Source organism: Streptomyces rectiviolaceus, from assembly GCF_039533825.1.
GTDB classification, from domain to species: Bacteria; Actinomycetota; Actinomycetes; order Streptomycetales; family Streptomycetaceae; genus Streptomyces; species Streptomyces rectiviolaceus.
Genome location: NZ_BAAAUG010000147.1, coordinates 1 through 18,152 on the forward strand (window position 1 = coordinate 1; position 18,152 = coordinate 18,152).

At 70.7% G+C, this 18,152-nt stretch carries 17 protein-coding genes; 1 reads left to right on the top strand and 16 read right to left on the bottom strand.

The genetic code is table 11. The features are described from left to right. The 8 genes from ABD378_RS33680 to ABD378_RS33715 all read right to left on the bottom strand — a co-directional run. Nucleotides 1-359: ATP-binding cassette domain-containing protein (locus tag ABD378_RS33680; RefSeq protein WP_344527322.1), on the bottom strand; the 359-nt coding region annotated here is incomplete at its 3' end. A gap of 41 nt (nucleotides 360-400) precedes the next feature. Further along, the gene (locus tag ABD378_RS33685; RefSeq protein ID WP_344527232.1) at nucleotides 401-1,279 is read right to left on the bottom strand and encodes an ABC transporter permease; all 879 of its coding nucleotides are present in this window, start codon (nucleotides 1,277-1,279) and stop codon (nucleotides 401-403) included. Further along, nucleotides 1,272-2,237 carry an ABC transporter permease gene (locus ABD378_RS33690; protein ID WP_344527324.1) on the bottom strand — a complete coding sequence of 322 codons (966 nt, stop codon included), beginning with the start codon at nucleotides 2,235-2,237 and terminating at the stop codon, nucleotides 1,272-1,274. The genes ABD378_RS33685 and ABD378_RS33690 overlap by 8 nt, the downstream gene beginning before the upstream one ends. 32 nt (nucleotides 2,238-2,269) lie before the next feature. Then, nucleotides 2,270-3,865 carry an ABC transporter substrate-binding protein gene (locus ABD378_RS33695; protein ID WP_344527234.1) on the bottom strand — a complete coding sequence of 532 codons (1,596 nt, stop codon included), beginning with the start codon at nucleotides 3,863-3,865 and terminating at the stop codon, nucleotides 2,270-2,272. A 123-nt stretch (nucleotides 3,866-3,988) separates the two neighbouring features. After that, nucleotides 3,989-5,116 (bottom strand): acyl-CoA dehydrogenase family protein, encoded by a 1,128-nt coding sequence (locus ABD378_RS33700; protein ID WP_344527236.1) that lies wholly within the window; start codon nucleotides 5,114-5,116, stop codon nucleotides 3,989-3,991. Beyond that, the gene (locus ABD378_RS33705; protein ID WP_344527238.1) at nucleotides 5,113-6,294 is read right to left on the bottom strand and encodes an acyl-CoA dehydrogenase family protein; all 1,182 of its coding nucleotides are present in this window, start codon (nucleotides 6,292-6,294) and stop codon (nucleotides 5,113-5,115) included. The genes ABD378_RS33700 and ABD378_RS33705 overlap by 4 nt, the downstream gene beginning before the upstream one ends. Then, a complete protein-coding gene (locus ABD378_RS33710) occupies nucleotides 6,291-7,259 on the bottom strand; it encodes an NADPH:quinone oxidoreductase family protein (protein ID WP_344527240.1) in 969 nt (322 codons plus the stop codon). The genes ABD378_RS33705 and ABD378_RS33710 overlap by 4 nt, the downstream gene beginning before the upstream one ends. A 78-nt stretch (nucleotides 7,260-7,337) precedes the next feature. After that, nucleotides 7,338-8,018 (bottom strand): helix-turn-helix domain-containing protein, encoded by a 681-nt coding sequence (locus ABD378_RS33715; RefSeq protein WP_344527242.1) that lies wholly within the window; start codon nucleotides 8,016-8,018, stop codon nucleotides 7,338-7,340. A 129-nt stretch (nucleotides 8,019-8,147) separates the two neighbouring features. On the opposite strand from ABD378_RS33715, the gene ABD378_RS33720 reads away from it, so the two are divergent. Further along, nucleotides 8,148-9,083 (top strand): SDR family oxidoreductase, encoded by a 936-nt coding sequence (locus ABD378_RS33720; protein ID WP_344527244.1) that lies wholly within the window; start codon nucleotides 8,148-8,150, stop codon nucleotides 9,081-9,083. Between the two features lie 32 nt (nucleotides 9,084-9,115). Here ABD378_RS33720 and ABD378_RS33725 read toward each other — a convergent pair whose 3' ends face one another. The 8 genes from ABD378_RS33725 to ABD378_RS33760 form a co-directional block, all read right to left on the bottom strand. Further along, complete coding sequence (locus ABD378_RS33725) at nucleotides 9,116-9,952, bottom strand: enoyl-CoA hydratase/isomerase family protein (protein ID WP_344527246.1); 837 nt, start codon at nucleotides 9,950-9,952, stop codon at nucleotides 9,116-9,118. A gap of 74 nt (nucleotides 9,953-10,026) precedes the next feature. Then, nucleotides 10,027-10,779: a PIG-L deacetylase family protein gene (locus ABD378_RS33730; protein ID WP_344527248.1), complete on the bottom strand. Its 753-nt coding sequence runs from the start codon at nucleotides 10,777-10,779 to the stop codon at nucleotides 10,027-10,029. A gap of 40 nt (nucleotides 10,780-10,819) precedes the next feature. Next, entirely contained in the window at nucleotides 10,820-12,139 is a 1,320-nt protein-coding gene (locus ABD378_RS33735) for an alpha/beta fold hydrolase (protein WP_344527250.1), read from the bottom strand. A gap of 67 nt (nucleotides 12,140-12,206) precedes the next feature. Continuing rightward, entirely contained in the window at nucleotides 12,207-13,217 is a 1,011-nt protein-coding gene (locus ABD378_RS33740) for a LacI family DNA-binding transcriptional regulator (RefSeq protein ID WP_344527252.1), read from the bottom strand. Between the two features lie 57 nt (nucleotides 13,218-13,274). Further along, nucleotides 13,275-14,366 (bottom strand): rhamnose ABC transporter substrate-binding protein, encoded by a 1,092-nt coding sequence (gene rhaS / locus ABD378_RS33745; protein WP_344527254.1) that lies wholly within the window; start codon nucleotides 14,364-14,366, stop codon nucleotides 13,275-13,277. 38 nt (nucleotides 14,367-14,404) lie between these two features. Continuing rightward, nucleotides 14,405-15,403 carry an ABC transporter permease gene (locus ABD378_RS33750; RefSeq protein ID WP_344527256.1) on the bottom strand — a complete coding sequence of 333 codons (999 nt, stop codon included), beginning with the start codon at nucleotides 15,401-15,403 and terminating at the stop codon, nucleotides 14,405-14,407. After that, nucleotides 15,396-16,436 carry an ABC transporter permease gene (locus ABD378_RS33755; RefSeq protein ID WP_344527258.1) on the bottom strand — a complete coding sequence of 347 codons (1,041 nt, stop codon included), beginning with the start codon at nucleotides 16,434-16,436 and terminating at the stop codon, nucleotides 15,396-15,398. Before ABD378_RS33755 ends, ABD378_RS33750 begins: the two co-directional genes overlap by 8 nt. After that, nucleotides 16,433-17,929, bottom strand: a complete 1,497-nt coding sequence (locus ABD378_RS33760) for a sugar ABC transporter ATP-binding protein (protein WP_344527260.1) — start codon at nucleotides 17,927-17,929, stop codon at nucleotides 16,433-16,435. The genes ABD378_RS33755 and ABD378_RS33760 overlap by 4 nt, the downstream gene beginning before the upstream one ends. Nucleotides 17,930-18,152: the final 223 nt, after the last annotated feature.

Below are 18,152 nucleotides of genomic sequence, written 5' to 3' on the forward strand. Positions count from 1 at the left end.
GCTTCGGCGGCCTTGCGCAGCTGAGGGCGGCGCACGCCCGCCAGCTCCCGCAGGGTCTCCTCCAGTTGGGCACGGACCGTGCGCACCGGCGTCAGGTGCGCGGCCGGGCTCTGCGGTACGAGGCCGACGCGACGCCCGCGGACCGTGCGGGCCAGGGTTCGCTCGTCGGCGGTCAGCAGGTCCACGTCGCCGATGTGCGCGGACCCGGCCGTCTCCGCGTTCCCCGGAAGCAGTCCGAGCAGGGCGGAGGCGAGCACGGACTTGCCGCAGCCGCTCTCGCCGACAAGGGCGAGGCACTCCCCCGCCGCCAGGTCGAAGTGGGCGTCGGTGACGGCGGAGACGAAGGTGTCGCCGCGCATGCGGAAACGTACAGAAAGGCCCTGCACGGACAGCACGGGAGTCACAGCATCAGCTCCGATCGGCGCCGGGGATTGATCCGTTCCCGCCAGGCGCCCGCGAGGCCTGCTATCGCCAGGGTGGGCACGATGATGAACAGGCCGGGGAAGAGCGTCGGCCACCAGTCCCCGGCGAGGAGCGAGCCGCGCGCGCTCTGCACGAGAGTGCCCAGGCTCGCCTGGTGGGTGGGGAGGCCGAGCCCGAGGAAGGACAGCGCGGACTCGTGCCAGATGGCGTGCGGCACCATCAGGACGGCGGCGAGTCCGGCCTGCGGGAGCACGCCGGGCAGCAGATGGCGCACGGTGACGCGCATCCGCGAAGCGCCGCCGGAGATGGCCGCGTCGACGTACGGACGTGACCGCAGGGACAGGACCTCGGCGCGCACGATGCGGGCCGTGGACAGCCAGTGCGTGAGCGCGACCGAGACGACCACCGGCCACACCCCCGGCCGGAACATCGCCACGATGAAGATGCCGAGCAGCAGGTGCGGCACGGACGAGAAGACGTCCACGAGCCGCATGACGACCCGGTCCACCCAGCCGCCCGACGCGGCGGCGAGCGCCCCCACGGCCGTGCCGATGACGGTCGCGACGACGGCGGCCACCACGCCCACGAGCAGCGAGACCCGCAGCCCGTACACACAGCGCAGGAGAAGATCGCGTCCCACGTCGTCGGTGCCGAAGGGATGCCCCCAGGACGGCGGTTGCAGTTTGGCCGCGAGGTTCACGGCCTGTTCGTCGAGGTTCACGAGCGGCGGTACGACGAGGACGGCGAGGACCACCGCCGCGACGATCACCGCCGAGGAACGCACCCGCCACGCGCGCGTGGAGCGAGTCTTCGAGGCGCTCCCGAGGGAGGCGCGCCAGGTCGTCGTCTCAGCCATCGAATCCCACCCTCGGGTCGGCGAGGCCGTACAGGAGATCGGCCAGGAGGTTGCCCAGGAGCACCGCCGCCGTGGCGAGGACGGTGAGCGCGGCGAGCAGCGGGAAGTCCACGGCGGTCGCGGCCGACACGGTGGCCGCCGCGATGCCCGGCCAGCTGAAGACGGTCTCCACCAGGAGCGCACCGGTGATCAGTTCGGGCACGCGGGAGCCGATCAGCGTGAGCACCGGCAGCATGCCCGAACGCAGTGCGTGCCCGAGGAGCACGGTCCGTTCGGCGAGGCCACGCGCGCGTGCGCCCCGGACGGGGTCGTCGCCGAGCGCGTCGCCGACCCCTTGGCGTACGTAGAGCACGAACCACGGAAGCTGCGAGATCGCCAGGACGGCGGCGGGCAGCACGAGATGGCTCGCGACCTGCCCCGCGGTCACGGCCGTACTGGCGGTGTCCGTCAGCCCGCCCGAGGGCAGCACCCCGAGCTTCAGGGCGAACAGCCAGACGGCGAGCAGGCCGATCCAGAACGGCGGCGCCGCTTCGAGCGTGTACGCGAGGGAGGTCACGGCGCGGTCGAGCCAGCCGCCGGGGCGGCGCGCGGCGAGCACGCCGAGCGTCGTGCCGACGAGGATCGCGAGCAGGAACGCGGTGGCGGCGAGCAGCACGGACCAGCCGATGCGTTCGCCGATGACGTCGGAGACGGGCTGGCGCAGGGTGCTGGAGTCCCCGAGGTCGCCGCTCACGGCCGAGGTGAGCCAGTCCCACCAGCGCTGCACGAGCGGCTGGTCGACGCCGAGGTTGCGACGCAGCTGGTCGAGGTTCTCCTGGGATGCGGTGAGCCCGGCCGTGCCCGCGTACGCCTTGACGGGGTCGAAGGGGGACGCGGCTGCGATGGCGAAGACGCCGAAGGTCACGGCGAGCAGGACCGGGACGGCGAACAGGGCCCGCCGTCCCGTCATGCGCGCCATCGGCCCCCAGGGGAGCTTCTGGAGCGCGGACTTCACTGCTTCGGCTGCCAGTCCTCGACGTTCCACCACGGGCCTGACGCGAGGCCGTGGTCGTGCGGCTCGGTCTGGGTGGTCAGGTCACCGAAGCGCTTGTCGACGACGTAGAGGTGGTCGATGTGGGTGAGGAAGGTGTAGCCCGGGTTCTTCACGAGCTCGCGCTGGATGGTGTCGTACGCGGCCTGCCGCTCGGCATGGTCGCCGCTCTCGCGGGCCTCGTCGAGCGCCTTGTCGACCTTGGGGTTGTCGTAGTGGGCCATGTTGTTGAAGCCGTCACCGGCGAGCGAGGACTTCAGGAGGGTGTACTGGTCGAAGTCCGGGTCGGCCGGGGAGCCGCCGCCCGCGAGGACCGCGTCCTTGGGCATGCGCGGCTCGATGACCTCCCAGGTGCCCGCCTGCACCTCGACCTTGATGCCGAGCTTCTTGGCGTCGGAGGCGTAGGCGAGGGCGTGGTCCTGGCGGAGCTTGTCGCCGGAGAGGTACCAGAGGGGGAACTTCGCCTGGACGCCGTCCTTCTCACGGATGCCGCCCTTGCCCGGCTTCCAGCCCGCCTTGTCGAGGATCTTCTTGGCGGCGGCGAGGTCGTGCTTGCGCTCAGTCCCCTTCGTGAACCAAGGGCTGTCGGTCGGGACAGGCCCGTAGGCCTCCTTGCCCGCGCCGTCCAGGATCGAGTCGACCATGGCCTTGCGGTCGACGCCGGTGTCGAGCGCGCGCCGGATGCCGGTGTCGCCCGCGACCTTGTTGCCGGTGGGCAGGGTCACCACGCGGTAGTCGAAGGTCTTGGCGGCGTACGACTTCTTGTTGCCGTCGCTCTCGTACTTCTTGGCGAGGTTGGGCGGCAGGATCGCGCCGTCGAGTTCACCGGCGTCGAGCCGGGTGGCGCGGATGTCGTCGTCCTTGATGATCGCCATGGTGAAGTTCTTGACCTTCGGCGTGCCGCCCCAGTAGCCGGGGTTGGCCTTGAAGGTGAGCTTCTCGCCCTTGGACCACTTCACGAGCTTGTACGGGCCCGTGCCGACCGGCTTGGTGGTGAACTCGCCGGTGTTCACGTCCTGCTTGCCCGCTATGTGCTCGGGCGCGATGGGCAGGACGGTGCGCTCGGCGAAGGGCGCATAGGGGTACTTGAGGTGGAAGACGACGGTGTCGTCGCCCTTCGCCTCGACGTCTCTGACGGCGTCGAGCTCGGTCTTGGCGGCGTTGTTCGTCTTCTTGTCGAGGATCGTCTCGTACGTGAAGACGACGTCCTTGGACGTGAAGGGCCTGCCGTCGCTGAACTTGACGCCCTTGCGCAGCTTGAACGTGTAGGTCTTGCCGTCGTCGCCGACCTTGGGCAGCTCGGCCGCGAGCGCGGGCTTGAGCTTCATGTCGGCGTCGTGCGTGAGCAGACCGTCGAAGATCTTGGAGTTGCCGTCCTTGCCGTAGCCGAGGAGCGGGCTCAGGGTGTCCGGTTCGTACGCGATGCCGACAACCGCGGAGTCTTTGGCGCCGCCCGCGTTCTTGCCGTCGCCCGGCGCCGAACAGGCCGAAGCGGCGACCGCCAGTGAGGCGGCCGCCGCTACCGCGCCCGTGCCCCGTATCGATCGGGCCCTCATGCTCCACACCCCTACTGAAGATCAAACGTTATTGCGAACGAGTCGCAATTATGCCTCATGTAATGGGTCGGTAAAACGTGCGGGCCGTACCGAACGGATGACGGGGAGCAGGGCCGCCGGGGGTCAGGGAGCGGGCAGGTTCACGCGCGCGGCCAGCTCCTCCCTGTGCCGCCCCACTGCGCCGAGCGCGATGGAGTCGGCCTTGGCCCGCTTCAGGTAGAGGTGCACGGGGTGCTCCCAGGTCATGCCGATACCGGCGTGCAGCTGGAGCGCCTCCTCGGCGATGTGCACCGTGGCGGGTGACGCGTAGGCCTGCGCGAGAGCCGCCGCGACATCGGCGTCCTGACTGCCGGCGGCGAGGGTGTCGGCCGCGTTGCGGGCGGCGGCGCGGATGTTGACCACCTCGAGCCAGAGCTGGGCGAGCCGGTGCTTGAGCGCCTGGAAGGAGCCGACGGGCCGGTTGAACTGGGTGCGTTCCTTCGTGTAGCGCACGGTCTCGGTCAAGCACCAGTCGGCCAGGCCCAGTTGCTCGGACGTCAGGAGCCCGGCTCCCGCCCGCAGCCCGCGCCGCACGGCAGGCCCGGCCTCCGGACCAACCGCACGCGCGCGTGCCCCCTCGAAGGTCACCGTGGCGAGCGGCCGCGTGAGGTCGAGCGAGGTCTGCGGCGCGACGGTCACGCCGTCCTGGCCCGCGTCCACCCCGAAGAGCCCCGCGCGTGTGGGCACGAGGAACACATCAGCCGCGACCGCGTCGGCAACACCGGTGACGGTGCCGTGCACGGACCCGCCCTCCACGCGTACGTCGGGCAGGACACCGCCAGGAGCGGTGGCCAGCGGCACGGTGAGCACACCGACCGTGCGTCCCGACGCGAGCGCGCCGAGGAGTTCCCTCGCCGCTTCGCCGTCGCAGGCCAGCAGCGTCTCGGTCGCGATGACGGCACTGGTCAGATAGGGCACGGGGGCGACCGCGCGACCCAACTCCTCCAGGACGACGGCGGCTTCGCGGTGCGTCGCGCCCTGGCCGCCGAGGGACTCGGGCACCAGCAGGCCCGCGAGCCCCATGCCGTCCGTGAGCGCCTTCCACAGCTCGCGGTCGTGCGGCTCGGCGGACTCGGTGCGTGTGATCACGGCGGTGGCGTCGCATTGGTCGGCGAGGAGGCCGCGCACCACCGAGCGCAGCGCCTCCTCCTCTTCGGAGTACAACAGGTCGCGCTGCGCGGGCTGCGGGCTCTGTGTGGTCTGCGTACTCATCGGGCGAGGTCCTTCCACGCGACGTCCTTGTCGGTGCGCGGCTCGGAGGGCAGTCCGAGTACCCGCTCGGCGACGATGTTGAGCAGCACTTCGCTGGTGCCGCCCTCGATGCTGTTGCCCTTGGCCCGCAGATAGCGGTAGCCCGCGTCACGGGCGACGAAGTCGACCTTCTCGGGCCGCCGCATCGTCCAGTCCTCGTACAACAGCCCTTCCTCGCCCAGGAGTTCCACCTCCAGGCCGCTGATCTCCTGGTTCAGCCGGGCGAACCCGAGCTTCATGCCCGAGCCCTCGGGACCCGGCTGTCCCGCGACGAGCTGCTGACGGAGCCGCTCCCCGGTGAGCCGGGCGACCTCGGCCTCGACCCACAGCTTGAGCAGCCGCTGGTGCAGATCGTGCGTCCGCAGCTCGGGACGCTCGCGCCAGGACTCGACGACCGGGCCGATCATTCCGCCCTCGCGCGGGATGCGGGCTCCGCCGATGGACACGCGCTCGTTCATGAGGGTGGTCTGCGCGACCTTCCAGCCGTCGCCGATCTCACCCAGGCGGTGCGCGTCCGGAATACGTACGTCGGTGAGGAAGACCTCGTTGAACTCGGCCTCGCCGGTGATCTGCCGCAGCGGGCGCACCTCGACGCCCGGGTCGGTCATGTCGCAGACGAAGTACGTGATGCCGCGGTGCTTGGGCACGTCCGGGTCGGTGCGGGCGATGAGGATGGCCCAGCGGGCGGCGTGCGCGCCGGACGTCCACACCTTCTGCCCGTTGACCACCCAGGTGTCGCCATCCCGGACGGCTCGCGTGCCCAGGGCTGCGAGGTCGGATCCGGCGCCCGGCTCGCTGAAGAGCTGGCACCACACCTCGTCGCCGACCCACAGCGGCCGCAGGAAGCTCCGCTTCTGCTCCTCGGTGCCGAAGCGCAGGATGGTCGGCGCTGCCATGCCGAGGCCGATCCCGATGCGGCGCGGGTCGTTGTCGGGCGCGCCCGCGGCCTCCAGCTCGGCGTCCACGACGGCCTGCAGGGACCGGGGCGCACCGAGCCCGCCGAGCCCTTCGGGGTAGTGCACCCAGGCGAGTCCGGCGTCGAAGCGGGCCTTGAGGAATGCCGCCCGTTCCGTCGCGGCGGGCGGGTGCACGGCAATGAACTCCCGGGTGCGGCGGCGCAGTTCAGCGGCATCTGTCATGCGGCGCCTCCCGCGGGGACCACGGCCACTCGCCCGGTGGTGACACCGTCGGCCACCCGCTGGACGGCGGCGGCCGCCTCGCTAAGCGGCACGCGCTCGCTGATGAGCGGCTTGATCGCGCCCTTGGCCGCGAGCTGGGTGAGCTCCTCGTGGCAGCGGAGGATCGCCTGCGGGTCCTTGGTGTTGTAGAGGCCCCAGTGCAGGCCGAGGACCGCGTAGTTCTTCACCAGGGCGTGGTTGAGCGCGGGTGTCGGGATGACGCCGCTCGCGAAGCCGACGACGATGATCCGCCCTTCGAAGGCGACGCACTTCGTGGACTGCGCGTACGCGTCGCCGCCGACGGGGTCGTAGACGACATCGGCACCACGGCCGCCGGTGGCTTCCTTGACGGCGCCGATCACGTTCTCCGTACGCCGGTCGATGACCACGTCACAGCCGAGCTCGCGCGCGACCTCGGCCTTGGCGGCGCCGCCGACGACACCGATGACCTTGGCGCCCGCGGCCTTGCCGAGCTGCACGGCGGCGCTGCCGACGCCGCCCGCGGCCGCGTGCACCAGGAGGGTCTCGCCCGCCTGGAGGTGCGCGCGGCGGTGCAGGCCGAACCAGCCGGTCTGGTAGCCGATGTGCAGCGCGGCGGCCTCGGCGTCGTCCAGGGCGTCGGGCGCGGGAAGGACGGCCGCCGCGTCGGCGATCGCGTACTCGGCGAAGCCGCCGTACGGAAGGGCGGGGTTGGCGATCACGCGCCGCCCGTCCTCGGTCTCGCCGCAGATCTCCACGCCGGGTGTGAAGGGGAGCGGGGGTGTGATCTGGTACTGCCCGCGGCAGAGCAGGGCGTCCGGGAAGTTGATGTTGGCGGCGCGGACCTTGAGGAGCAGCTGTCCGTCGCCGGGCACCGGCCGGTCCACGTCTTCGAGGCGCATCACCGCGCTCGGCTCGCCGTTCTGGTGCACTTGCCATGCCTGCATGCGGGGCCTCCACGGGCGTTCGTAGACCAAGCTCCATCGCATACTAAGCGGTCGCTTGCAGGCAGGGGAACCGTCTCGTCAGTCCGCTTCGTGCTTCTGCTGAGCGGACCCCTTCGCGGGCCGCGCCCGCACGTGCATCCGCTCGCCCTGCGGCCCGAACAGGCTGAGGAACTCCGCGGGCCCCTCGCCCGTGGACCCGAACCAGTGCGGAAGGCGCGTGTCGAACTCCGCGGCCTCGCCCGCCGCGAGGATCACGTCGTGATCGGCGAGCACGACCCGGAGCCGCCCTGAAAGGACGTACAGCCACTCGTACCCCTCGTGGGTCTGCAGATCGGGCTGTACGGAGCGCGCGGGCTCAACGATCTTGTACGCCTGGAGGCCGCCGGGCTGCCTGGTCAGCGGGAACATGGTGCGTCCGTGCCGGACGATCGGCTTCGACCGCACCCGCGGATCGCCGACGGGCGGGGCGCCGACGAGCTCGTCCAGGGGGACCTGGTGGGCGCGGGCGATGGGGAGCAGGAGTTCGAGGCTGGGCTTGCGGTTGCCGGACTCCAGGCGGGAGAGGGTGCTCACGGAGATTCCGGTGGCGGCGGCGAGGCCCGCGAGGGTCGCGCCGCGCTCCTTGCGGATTCTCCGCAGCCGGGGGCCGACCTCGGCCAGCACGCCGTCCAGATTCGCGCCGTCGCCGCCGTCGTCACCGTCCACCACTTTGCCCACTACCTTGCTCGCCGCCTTGTTCTCGGCCTTGGTCTCCGCCATACGTCCATTGCAGTATTGGCAAACTAAATTGTCAATAGCGCACACGACATAACCCGTGACGCGAGGGCCCGGCCATGAAGTTCCGTGCAGCCATGGAGCTTTGAGGCGTTACGCGATATCGATGCGGCCATGACGGATGACATGAGCAAAGGGACGCTTCCGGGGCTCCCGGCCCCTGCCCCGCCGGGCACGAGCGCCCTGCCCGAGGGGACGTACGACGGGGCGGTCGTCCTCGTGACCGGCGGCGGGACAGGCCTCGGCAAAGCGATCGCCGCGGAGTTCGCGCGGCTCGGGGCCGATCTGGTGATCGCGAGCCGCAAGGAGGAGCGGCTGAAGGCGGCGCGGGACGAACTCGCGGGCCTCGGCGGGCGGGTGACGGCCGTGCCGTGCGACATCCGGGACCCGGACCGCGTCGCCGAGGTCTTCGACGCGGCACAGGAGGCGTACGGCCTGCCGGACGTCCTGGTCAACAACGCGGCGGCGAACTTCCCCGTCCCCGCCGAGGACATGTCCCCGAATGCGTGGCGCTCGGTCGTGGACATCACGCTGACCGGGACGTTCTTCATGACGCGGGAGTTCGCCCGCCGCCATCTCGCCGCGGGCACGCCCGGTTCCGTCATCAACATCGGGGCGTCGTACGCGTGGACGGGCGGCCCCGGTTTCGCGCACAGCGCGGCGGCGAAGGCGGGCGTGCAGAGCCTCGTCGAGAGCCTTGCGGTGGAGTGGGGTCCGTACGGGGTCCAGGTCAACGGCCTGGTGCCGGGCCTGATGCCGCACGAGGACATGACCGCCGACATCCGCGGCAATCTCGACCGGGCGACTCCCTCACGGATGCACGAATCGGCGGACCGGCAGCGGGAGTTGGGCTCCCGCCAGCCCGCCCTCCGGGTCGGCGCCCCGCGTGAACTGGGCTGGGCCGCGACCTTCCTCGCCTCGCCCTACGCCCGCTTCATCACCGGGCACACGCTGGTGGTCGACGGCGCGAACTGGCAGCGGCGTGGCCTGGTGAGCCCGGAAGTGGTGACGGTTCGCGAGCAGATGGGGCGGGGGCCTTTCGAGGGGTAGCCCGACCCTCGGGAACAGGCCTGTTCCCGGAGCTACTTCCCCTCGAAAGTAGCCGCCCTCCGCTCCCCCTTCGCCGCGTACCCGGCGCGCGAGTCCTCCGATGTCAGCGTGATCGCCGCGTTCAGCGCGACGCGGTCGAGGGCCGCGTCCATCCCCGCGTCCGCGTACGCGTCGATGCCTCGCTTGATGCCCTGGACCGCCAGCGGGGCGTTCGCCGCGATCTCCGCCGCGACTTCGCGTGCCGTCTTGGTCAACTCGTCCACCGGCGTGACGATTTGGACCAGGCGCAGCCGCTCGGCGGTGGCCGCGTCGATCCGGCGTCCGGTGAGCGAGAGCAGCTTGGCCCAGCCCGCGCCCGCGTCGCGCGCGATGCGCAGATCGCCGCCCGCGTCCACCGCGACGCCGATCTGCGCCTCGGGCAGCGCGAACACCGCGTCGTCCGACACGATCCGCACGTCAGCCATCAGCGCCAGCTCGAAGCCGAAGCCGAGGCAGTACCCCTGCACGGCGGCGACGACCGGCTGCGGGAGGCGCGCGAACGTGCGGAAGCGTTCATGGACCCAGCGCATGCCCTCGTAGTAGTTGCGGGTGCGCTCGGACACCGAACGGCCTTCGATCGCACCGCCGTTGAGCGCGGTCACGTCGATGCCGGCGCAGAATGCCCGCCCCTCCGCGCGCAGCAGCACCGCCCTGATCGAGTCGTCGAAGCGGATCCGGTCGGCGAAGATGCCGAGCTGGCGCGTGGACTCCCAGCTCCACGCGTTGAGCTTCCGCGGGTGGCAGAGGGTGAGGATGCCGAGGCCGTCCTCGATGTCGAGGCGCAGCCGCTCCTCTCCCTCCGGGATGTCCGTGCCGATGGTGTCGATCATCCAGCACCAGCTCCTGCCTACGTTTCTGACGTGCCGTCAGGAAAGTGACGTGCCGTCAGCGTAATGGCGGGCGCTCAGCGACTGAAGACCTCGAAGGCCACGGCGGGCTTCCCGCCGAAGCGCGGTGCCAGCTGCTGGGCGTAGCCGATGAGGAACTCACGGCAGTACTTCTCGGGATCCTCCGTCGTCAACGCCTCGATGTACGTGCGGTGTTCGAGGAGGGAGGCCACGGAGCGCTCGAGCCCGGCCGTCGCGTCCACCGCGTGTGTGGGCGAGGACGAACCGGCGACGGCCACCCAGCGCACGCCGTTCCAGGGCTCCAGGGCGTCCTCCTCGATCAGCTCGGGGAAGATCCACCGATTGCCCGCGTCCGCCACCGCGTCAAGGGTGGCCCGGCCCACGGCGACGTGGTCCGGGGTGTTCCAGGCGACGCCGCCCCAGGTGTCGCGGTGGTTGAGCGTGAGCACGAGCTCGGGCCGGTGTCTGCGGACCGCGGCGGCGATGTCGCGGCGCAGCGCCGTCCCGTACTCGATCACGCCGTCGTTGTGGTCGAGGAACTCCACGGTCGACACGCCGACGACCGCCGCGCTCGCCCGCTGCTCCCGCTCGCGCAAGGGCCCGCACGTGGCGGGGTCGAGGGTGTCGATGCCCGCCTCACCGCGGCTGGCCAGGAGGTAGGCGACCTCGCGCCCGCCGTCCGTCCATCCGGCGATCGCGGCCGAGCAGCCGTACTCCAGGTCGTCGGGGTGGGCGACGACGGCGAGGGCCCGCTGCCAGTCCTCGGGCATGGGGGTGAGCTGGTCGTTCACATTCAACGGCTCTGTCATGCCCCGCAGCCTAGCTCCGCGGGCCCCGGTCGCGGAGGGCTCAGGCCTCACCCCGGGCGAGGGCGAGGAGCCGGTCGAGGACGCGCGGTGAGCCCACCCGCAGGCCGTCGTGCTCGTACTCGTCGGTGACCCAGGTCCGCAGGCCGCGGATGGAGCGGGCGGTGCGCAGGGAGTGGTCGGTGTCGACGTACATGTCGTCGTGGTAGATGGCGGCGGCGGCCGGTACCTCGTTCGCGGCGAGGCGCGCCGTGTCGTAGAGGGGCGCCCAACCGGTGCGTGCGGCAAGGAGGTCGGCGGTCTCGCGCAGGGGCCGCAGCGCCGGGTCGCAGTCGAACTGCCAGCGCTGGACGGCTTCCCCGGTGAACAGCAGCGGGGCGTCCCCGGCGAGTGTCTTGCCCGGGTCGAACTGCGGGAACTCGCCGCGCAGCCGCTCGGCCGACCAGTCGGTGGGCCGCTCGCCCTGGCCGTAGATCGACTCGTGCAGGAGCGCGAAGAGCGGGCGGTTCCTGAGCGACAGCGCGGCCTGTACGTCCTCCTGGAACGCGTCGGAGAGGGCGAGCCCCGCCGGGGTCCGTACGAAGGCGTCTTCGAGGAGGTAGTGCAGGCGGTGGCTGCCGTCCTTCGTGCCGAGCAGCATGCCGAGGGACTGGAACGCCTCGACGGTGAGGCGGTAGCCGCCGTTCAGGACCGGCTCGTGCTCGGCGAGGTGGTCTGCGATGCGGCGGGCGCGCTCGACGTCCTGGGGGTAGCGGGCGTAGTGAGCGGCGCTCTTGCGCTCCATGCGCGGGTAGGCGGCGCGGTAGACGTCGTCCGCGTGACCGTCGAGGGTGGGCAGGCCGCCGGTGACGATCGCGGTGTGCAGGCCTTCGGGGGCCGCCGAGAGGTAGTGGGTCGCGCAGAAGCCGCCGAAGCTCTGGCCGAGGACGGTCCAGGGGGCGCCACCGGTCAGCTCGCGCCGGATCAGCTCGCAGTCGCGGACGATGGAGTCGGCGCGGAAGTGCGTGAGGTAGTCGGCCTGTTCGCGGGGGCCGCCGCGCAGCGGGAGCGTCTGGCGCGTCGCCGGAGTGGAGCTGCCTGTTCCGCGCTGGTCGATGAGCAGCACCCGGTAGTCCTGCAGGGCCCTGCCCAGCCACGCCTCCTTGCCCACGAACCGGTTGGCCCCGCACCCCGGGCCGCCCTGCAGGTACACCAGCCACGGCAGGTCTGTGCCCCCGTGGCCGCCCCCGTGCTCGCTCGCCACGGCCTCGCGGGCGAAGACCTCGATCCGCTCCCCCGCGGGGTCGTCGTGGTCGAGGGGCACGGTGAAGCGGTGGTCGGTGAGGACCACACCGGGCTGGCGGTAGGAGGCAGTGGCGGTCAAGGGGGCTCCTGGGCGACTACGGAACGGGACACTTCGCCCCAGTCCAGCACACCCGTCTCGGGGGCGGTCAGCGGGGCGCCAGGCTGGAGCGGCGAACCACGAGTTCCGGCTGGAGCACGACACGCCGGTGATCGTGTTCGTCCGTGTCCGACTCGGTCTCCTCCAGGAGAAGTTCCGCGGCCAGCGCGCCCATCTTGATGGCGGGCTGGCGTACAGAGGTGAGCGGGACGACGGCCGCGGCGGCGAACTCGATGTCGTCGTAGCCGACGATCGCGATGTCCTCGGGCACGCTGACCCCGGCCGCGTACATCGCCTGGAGCACCCCGAGGGCGAGCAGGTCGTTGGCGCAGAAGACGGCGGACGGCCGCTCGGCGAGACCGAGGACGCGGGCGCCCGCGTCACGTCCGGCCGCCACGTCGAGGCGCTCGGTGGGCAGTTCCCGCAGCGCCGATGCCGGCAGACCGGCCTCGGCCAGGGCCTGCAGCGCCCCCTGTCTGCGGTCCTTGACCTGGTTGAGTCCGGGCGGGCCGCTCACGTACGCGATGCTGCGGTGCCCCGCGTCGACGAGATGGCGCACCGCGAGCGCACCACCGAGGACGTCGTCCACGGAGACCGAGCACTCGGTGGCGCCCTCGGCGACCCGGTCGACCAGCACGAACGGGATGTCGTGCCTGCGGAACGCCTCGATGTTCCGTCCCGTCGCGTCCGCCGGGGTCAGCAGGACGCCCCGTACGCGCTGTTCGGCGAAGAGCTCCAGATATTCGGCCTCTTCGGAGGGGCTCTGGCCGCTGTTGCACATCATGACGCGGAGCCCGGCGTCGCGCGCGGCCCGCTCGGCACCGCGCGCGACGTCCACGAAGAAGGGGTTGCCCATGTCGAGCACGAGCAGCGCCATGATGCGGCTCTGTCCCGCGCGCAGCTGCCGTGCGGACTCACTGCGGACGTAGCCGAGCCGTTCGATCACGGACCGCACCCGGTGCCGGGTCTCTTCGGAGACCACGTCCGGGCGGTTGATCACATTCGACACCGTGCCCACCGACACGCCGGCGTGCTTCGCCACGTCTTTGATGCCGACCATGCGTCCCCTTGTTCCGTTGCTCGGGCGGTGCCTCGTGCACCGCCGCGTGCGATCCCCTCAGAATTTGTACTGGTCGATGTTCTTCTTGTCGAAGACGGTCGGCTCTCCGAGATCGACGACTCCCTTGTCACCGATGGTGAAGCTGCCGAGGTCGCCCGCCTCGAACTTCTCGCCCTTCTTGCCCGTGATCTGGCCGGACTTCAGGGCCACCGCGGTGTGGGCGGCGAGCGCGCCGAGCTTGGCCGGGTCCCACAGCTCGAAGCCCTCGACCGTGCCGTTCTTCACGTACTGGCGCATGTCGTTGGGCGTGCCGAGGCCGGTGAGCTTGACCTTGCCCTTGTACTTCGATCCCGAAAGGTACTGGGCGGCCGCCTTGATGCCGACGGTCGTCGGCGAGATGATCCCGGCCAGCTTCGGGTGCTCCTGGAGCAGTCCCTGGGTCTGCTGGAAGGACTGCTGGGCGTCGTCGTTGCCGTAGGCGGTCTTGACCAGCTTCATGTTCTTGTACTTGGGCTTCTTCAGCTCGTCCTTCATGAAGCCGATCCAGGTGTTCTGGTTCGTCGCGGTCTGGGCGGCGGAGAGGATCGCGATGTCACCCTTGTAGCCGATCTGCTCGCCGAGCAGCTCCACCTGGGTGCGGCCGAGGGCTTCGGCGCTGGACTGCGAGACGAAGACGTCGCGACACCCGGGGTTGGTGTCCGAGTCGTAAGTGACGACCTTGATGTCGTTCTTCATCGCCTGCTTGAGGGCGGTGCACAGGGCGCCCGGGTCCTGCGCGGAGACGGCCATGGCGTCGACCTGCTGCTGGGTGAGCGTGTTGACGTAGGAGACCTGTCCGCTGGTGTCGGTGGCGCTGTTGGGGCCTGTCTCCTTGTACGTCGACCCGAGCTCCTTGAGCGCCTTCTCGCCGCCCTTGTCGGCGACCGTGAAGTACGGGTTGTTGACCTGCTTGGGCAGGAAGGCGACGGTGAGGCCCTTCTTGGTGGCCGCGTCCGGGTCGGCCTTGGCGTTCGATGCCTTGCCGGCGTCGTCGTTCTTCGATGAATCCTTGGTGGTGCCTCCGCAGGCGGTGGCGGTGAGGGCGAGCGAGGTGACGGCGGCCAGGGTCACGCAGGCGCGGGTGAGGGCGGAGCGGCGGGGAGAGAGCATCGTTGGTCCCTTTCGGACTTGTCGACGGTACGAGGGGTTCAGCGGGCGGGAGCGGCGGCGCGGCGGCCCGCTCTGGCGACGGCGATCTGCCGGGCCACGCGCGGCCCGAGCACGGACACGACGAGCAGCACGCCGGTGACGACGATCTGCGACTGTGCGGAGACGTTGAGCAGGCTCATCGCGTTCTGCAGGGCGCCGAGCAGGAAGACTCCGGCGATGGCGCCGCCGAGGGTGCCCTTGCCGCCGTCGAAGTCGATGCCGCCGAGCAGGACGGCGGCGACGACGGACAGTTCGAGGCCGGTGGCGTTGTCGTAGCGGGCGCTGGCGTAGTGCAGGGCCCAGAAGACGCCCGTGAGCGATGCCATAAGGCCGGTGAAGACGAACAGCCACAGCTTGTGCCGCTTGACGCGGACGCCGGAGAACCGCGCCGCCTCCTCGTTGGCGCCGATCGCGAAGAGCGAGCGCCCGAAGGGCGTGGCGTGCAGGACGACGACGGCGATCGCGAGCAGGGCGAGGAAGGGCAGGAAGGCGTACGGCAGGAAGGTGTCACCGATCTGTCCGGCCGCGAAGTCCAGGTACTGCGAGGGGAAGTCGGTGACGGCGTCCGAGCCGAGGACGATCTGTGCGATGCCCCGGTAGGCGGCCATGGTGCCGATGGTCACGGCGAGCGAGGGCAGTCCGAGACGGGTCACCAGGAGGCCGTTGATGAGCCCGCAGACGACTCCGAGGAGGAGCACGAGCGGAATGATCGTCTCGATGGCCATGCCGGCGTTCCAGAGGGCGCCCATCACGGCTCCGGAGAGCCCCGCCGTCGAGGCCACCGAGAGATCGATCTCTCCGGAGACGACGAGGAGCGTCATCGGGAGGGCGATCAGCGCGATGGGCAGCGTGTTGCCGATGAGGAACGACAGGTTGAGGGCGTTCCCGAAACCGTCGACAAAGGAGAACGACATCAGGAGGAGGACGACAAGGAGAGCGCCGACAACGGTGTCCCAGCGGACGGCGCGCGTGAGCGTGAGCCGGTTGGAGTCAGCCATGGCGGGCGTTCCTCTTCTTCAGGGCCTTGGCGACGCGCAGGGCGACGATCCGGTCGACGGCGATGGCCAGGACGAGCAGCACGCCGTTGATGGCGAGCACCCACACGGAGCTGACGCCCAGCGCGGGAAGCACGCTGTTGATGGAGGTCAGGAGCAGCGCGCCCAGTGCCGCGCCGTAGACGCTGCCGGAGCCGCCGGTGAAGACGACGCCGCCGACCACGACGGCGCTGACGACGGTGAGTTCGTAGCCGTTGCCGGTGGCGGAGTCGACGTTGCCGAAGCGGGCCAGGTAGAGCGCGCCGGCGAGTCCGGCGAGCGCCCCGCACGCGGTGTAGGCGGCGAGGATGCGCTTGCGCACGGGGATGCCGGCGAGCCGCGCGGCCTCGGGGTTGGAGCCGAGGGCGTAGAGCTCGCGTCCGCCGCCGAAGTGCCGCAGGTAGTACGCGACCGCGACGAGGACGGCGAGCGCGATCAGCGCCAGATACGGCACGGCCGATATCCCGCCGGAGCCGAAGTCGACGAAGCCGTCCGGCAGGTCGGACGCGGTGATCTGCCGGGAGCCGACCCAGATGGAGTCGACGCCCCGGATGACGTAGAGGGTGCCGAGCGTCACGACGAGCGCGGGCACCTGGCCGAGGCTGACGAGCGCCCCGTTGAGCAGCCCGCAGCCGACGCCGAGCGCGACCGCGAGGAGGATCGCGACCGTCGAGTTCCCGCCGCCCTGGAGGTAGTTCCCGGCGGCGAAGGCGCTGATCCCGAGCGTGGAGCCGACGGACAGGTCGACGTTGCGGGTGATGACGACGAGGGCCTGTCCGGTCGCGACGAGGACGAGGATGGTCGCGTTCAGGAGCAGGTCCTTGATGCCCTGCTCGGACAGGAACTCGCTGTTGCCCGCCTGGGTGATGCCGATCATCACCAGGAAGACCAGCAGGATGGCGAGTTCACGCATCTTGAAGACGCGGTCGACAAGGCGGGTGGCCCCGGCCTTCTCCGGGTCCACGGCGGGTGCCGGGCTCTGGGTGGTCACGCTCATGCCGTCCTCCCTGTGGCGGCCGCCATCACGGACTCCTCGGTCGCACGCGCGCGCGGGATCTCGGCGGTGAGCCGGCCTTCGTGCATGACGAGAACCCGGTCGGCCATGCCGAGGATCTCGGGCAGGTCGGAGGAGATCATCAGGACGGCGACCCCGTCGGCAGCGAGTTCGGAAAGCAAACGGTGCACTTCGGCCTTGGTGCCGACGTCGATGCCCCGGGTCGGTTCGTCCACGATCAGCACTTGGGGCCGGGTGGCCAACCACTTGGCGAGGACGACCTTCTGCTGATTGCCGCCGGACAGGGTGCCGACGGCGTCGGCTATGCGCGCGTACTTCACCTGGAGCCGCACCGCCCAGTCGAGCGAGCGGCTGCGTTCGGCGCCGCGGTCCATGAGGCCCGCGCGCACCGTCGTACGCAGTCCGGTGAGCCCGATGTTGCGCTCGATGGACATGTCCATCACCAGGCCCTGGGCGCGCCGGTCCTCGGGGACGAGCGCGAGCCCGGCCGCCATCGCGGTACTCGGGGCGCCGTTGACCAGCGCCTTCCCTTGCACCTCGACCGTTCCCGCATCCCACCGGTCGACGCCGAACACGGCCCGCGCGACCTCACTGCGCCCGGCTCCGACGAGCCCCGCGAGCCCGACGATCTCGCCGCGCCGCACGTCGAACGACACATCGGTGAAGACGCCCTCCCGGGTCAGCCGGCGAACGCTGAGAGCCACTTCGCCCACCTGTGTGTCCTGCTTCGGGTAGAGCTCGTCGAGGTCGCGGCCCACCATGCGGCGTACGAGATCGTCCTCGGTCAGGCCGGCCAGGGGCTCGCTCGCGATCAGGCCGCCGTCCCGAAGGGTGGTGACGCGCTGGCACAGCTCGAAGATCTCCTCCAGGCGGTGCGAGATGAAAAGCACCGCCGCGCCCTGTTCGCGCAGGGTGCGGACGACTCCGAAGAGGCGGGCCACTTCGCTGCCGGTGAGCGCCGCGGTCGGCTCGTCCATGATCAGGACCCGGGCGTCGAAGGAGAGCGCCTTGGCGATCTCGACGATCTGCTGGTCCGCGATGGAGAGTCCGCGCGCGGGCTGATCGGGGTCGAGGTCCACGGCCAGGCGCTTGAAGAGCGCGTCGGCCGCCGCGTGCACGGCCTTGTGGTCGACGCGGCCGAGCGAGCGGCGGGGCTGGCGTCCCATGAAGATGTTCTCCGCGACGGAGAGGTCGGGGAAGAGCGTCGGCTCCTGGTAGATGACGGCGACGCCCGCGTCCCTGGCATCGCCGGGGCCGTGGAAGACGACCGGGGACCCGTCGAGCGACAGCTCTCCCGCGTCCGGCCTGTGAACCCCGGCGAGGGTCTTGATGAGGGTGGATTTCCCTGCGCCGTTCTCGCCCGCGAGGGCGTGCGCCTCACCGGCGTACAGCTCCAGGGAGACGTCGTGCAGGGCGCGCACGGCCCCGAAGGACTTGCTGAGGCCCTGCACGGCAAGGACGGGGGGCTCTCTCATAGGTAGCACCGATCGGTCACGAAGGGCATGCGTCTTCTGGCATGGGGAATCAGGCATCGGGCCCAGTGGTCGGGCACCGGCCCAGTGATCAGGCGTCAGGCGTCGGGCGTCGGGGTGTCATCGGGAGTCACCTACCGGACACCCGGCGTGAAAGGTTTCAATCAATTTTCAGGGAAGCTAAACCCGCGCCAACTACGGCGTCAATGGGCGTGACTTGAAAATC

Coding starts and splice junctions, on each gene's coding strand:
- ABD378_RS33685 (WP_344527232.1), bottom strand. CDS start 1,279: ATGGCTGAGACGACGACCTGGCGCGCCTCCCTCGGGAGCGCCTCGAAG.
- ABD378_RS33690 (WP_344527324.1), bottom strand. CDS start 2,237: ATGGCGCGCATGACGGGACGGCGGGCCCTGTTCGCCGTCCCGGTCCTG.
- ABD378_RS33695 (WP_344527234.1), bottom strand. CDS start 3,865: ATGAGGGCCCGATCGATACGGGGCACGGGCGCGGTAGCGGCGGCCGCC.
- ABD378_RS33700 (WP_344527236.1), bottom strand. CDS start 5,116: ATGAGTACGCAGACCACACAGAGCCCGCAGCCCGCGCAGCGCGACCTG.
- ABD378_RS33705 (WP_344527238.1), bottom strand. CDS start 6,294: ATGACAGATGCCGCTGAACTGCGCCGCCGCACCCGGGAGTTCATTGCC.
- ABD378_RS33710 (WP_344527240.1), bottom strand. CDS start 7,259: ATGCAGGCATGGCAAGTGCACCAGAACGGCGAGCCGAGCGCGGTGATG.
- ABD378_RS33715 (WP_344527242.1), bottom strand. CDS start 8,018: ATGGCGGAGACCAAGGCCGAGAACAAGGCGGCGAGCAAGGTAGTGGGC.
- ABD378_RS33720 (WP_344527244.1), top strand. CDS start 8,148: ATGACGGATGACATGAGCAAAGGGACGCTTCCGGGGCTCCCGGCCCCT.
- ABD378_RS33725 (WP_344527246.1), bottom strand. CDS start 9,952: ATGATCGACACCATCGGCACGGACATCCCGGAGGGAGAGGAGCGGCTG.
- ABD378_RS33730 (WP_344527248.1), bottom strand. CDS start 10,779: ATGACAGAGCCGTTGAATGTGAACGACCAGCTCACCCCCATGCCCGAG.
- ABD378_RS33740 (WP_344527252.1), bottom strand. CDS start 13,217: ATGGTCGGCATCAAAGACGTGGCGAAGCACGCCGGCGTGTCGGTGGGC.
- rhaS (WP_344527254.1), bottom strand. CDS start 14,366: ATGCTCTCTCCCCGCCGCTCCGCCCTCACCCGCGCCTGCGTGACCCTG.
- ABD378_RS33750 (WP_344527256.1), bottom strand. CDS start 15,403: ATGGCTGACTCCAACCGGCTCACGCTCACGCGCGCCGTCCGCTGGGAC.
- ABD378_RS33755 (WP_344527258.1), bottom strand. CDS start 16,436: ATGAGCGTGACCACCCAGAGCCCGGCACCCGCCGTGGACCCGGAGAAG.
- ABD378_RS33760 (WP_344527260.1), bottom strand. CDS start 17,929: ATGAGAGAGCCCCCCGTCCTTGCCGTGCAGGGCCTCAGCAAGTCCTTC.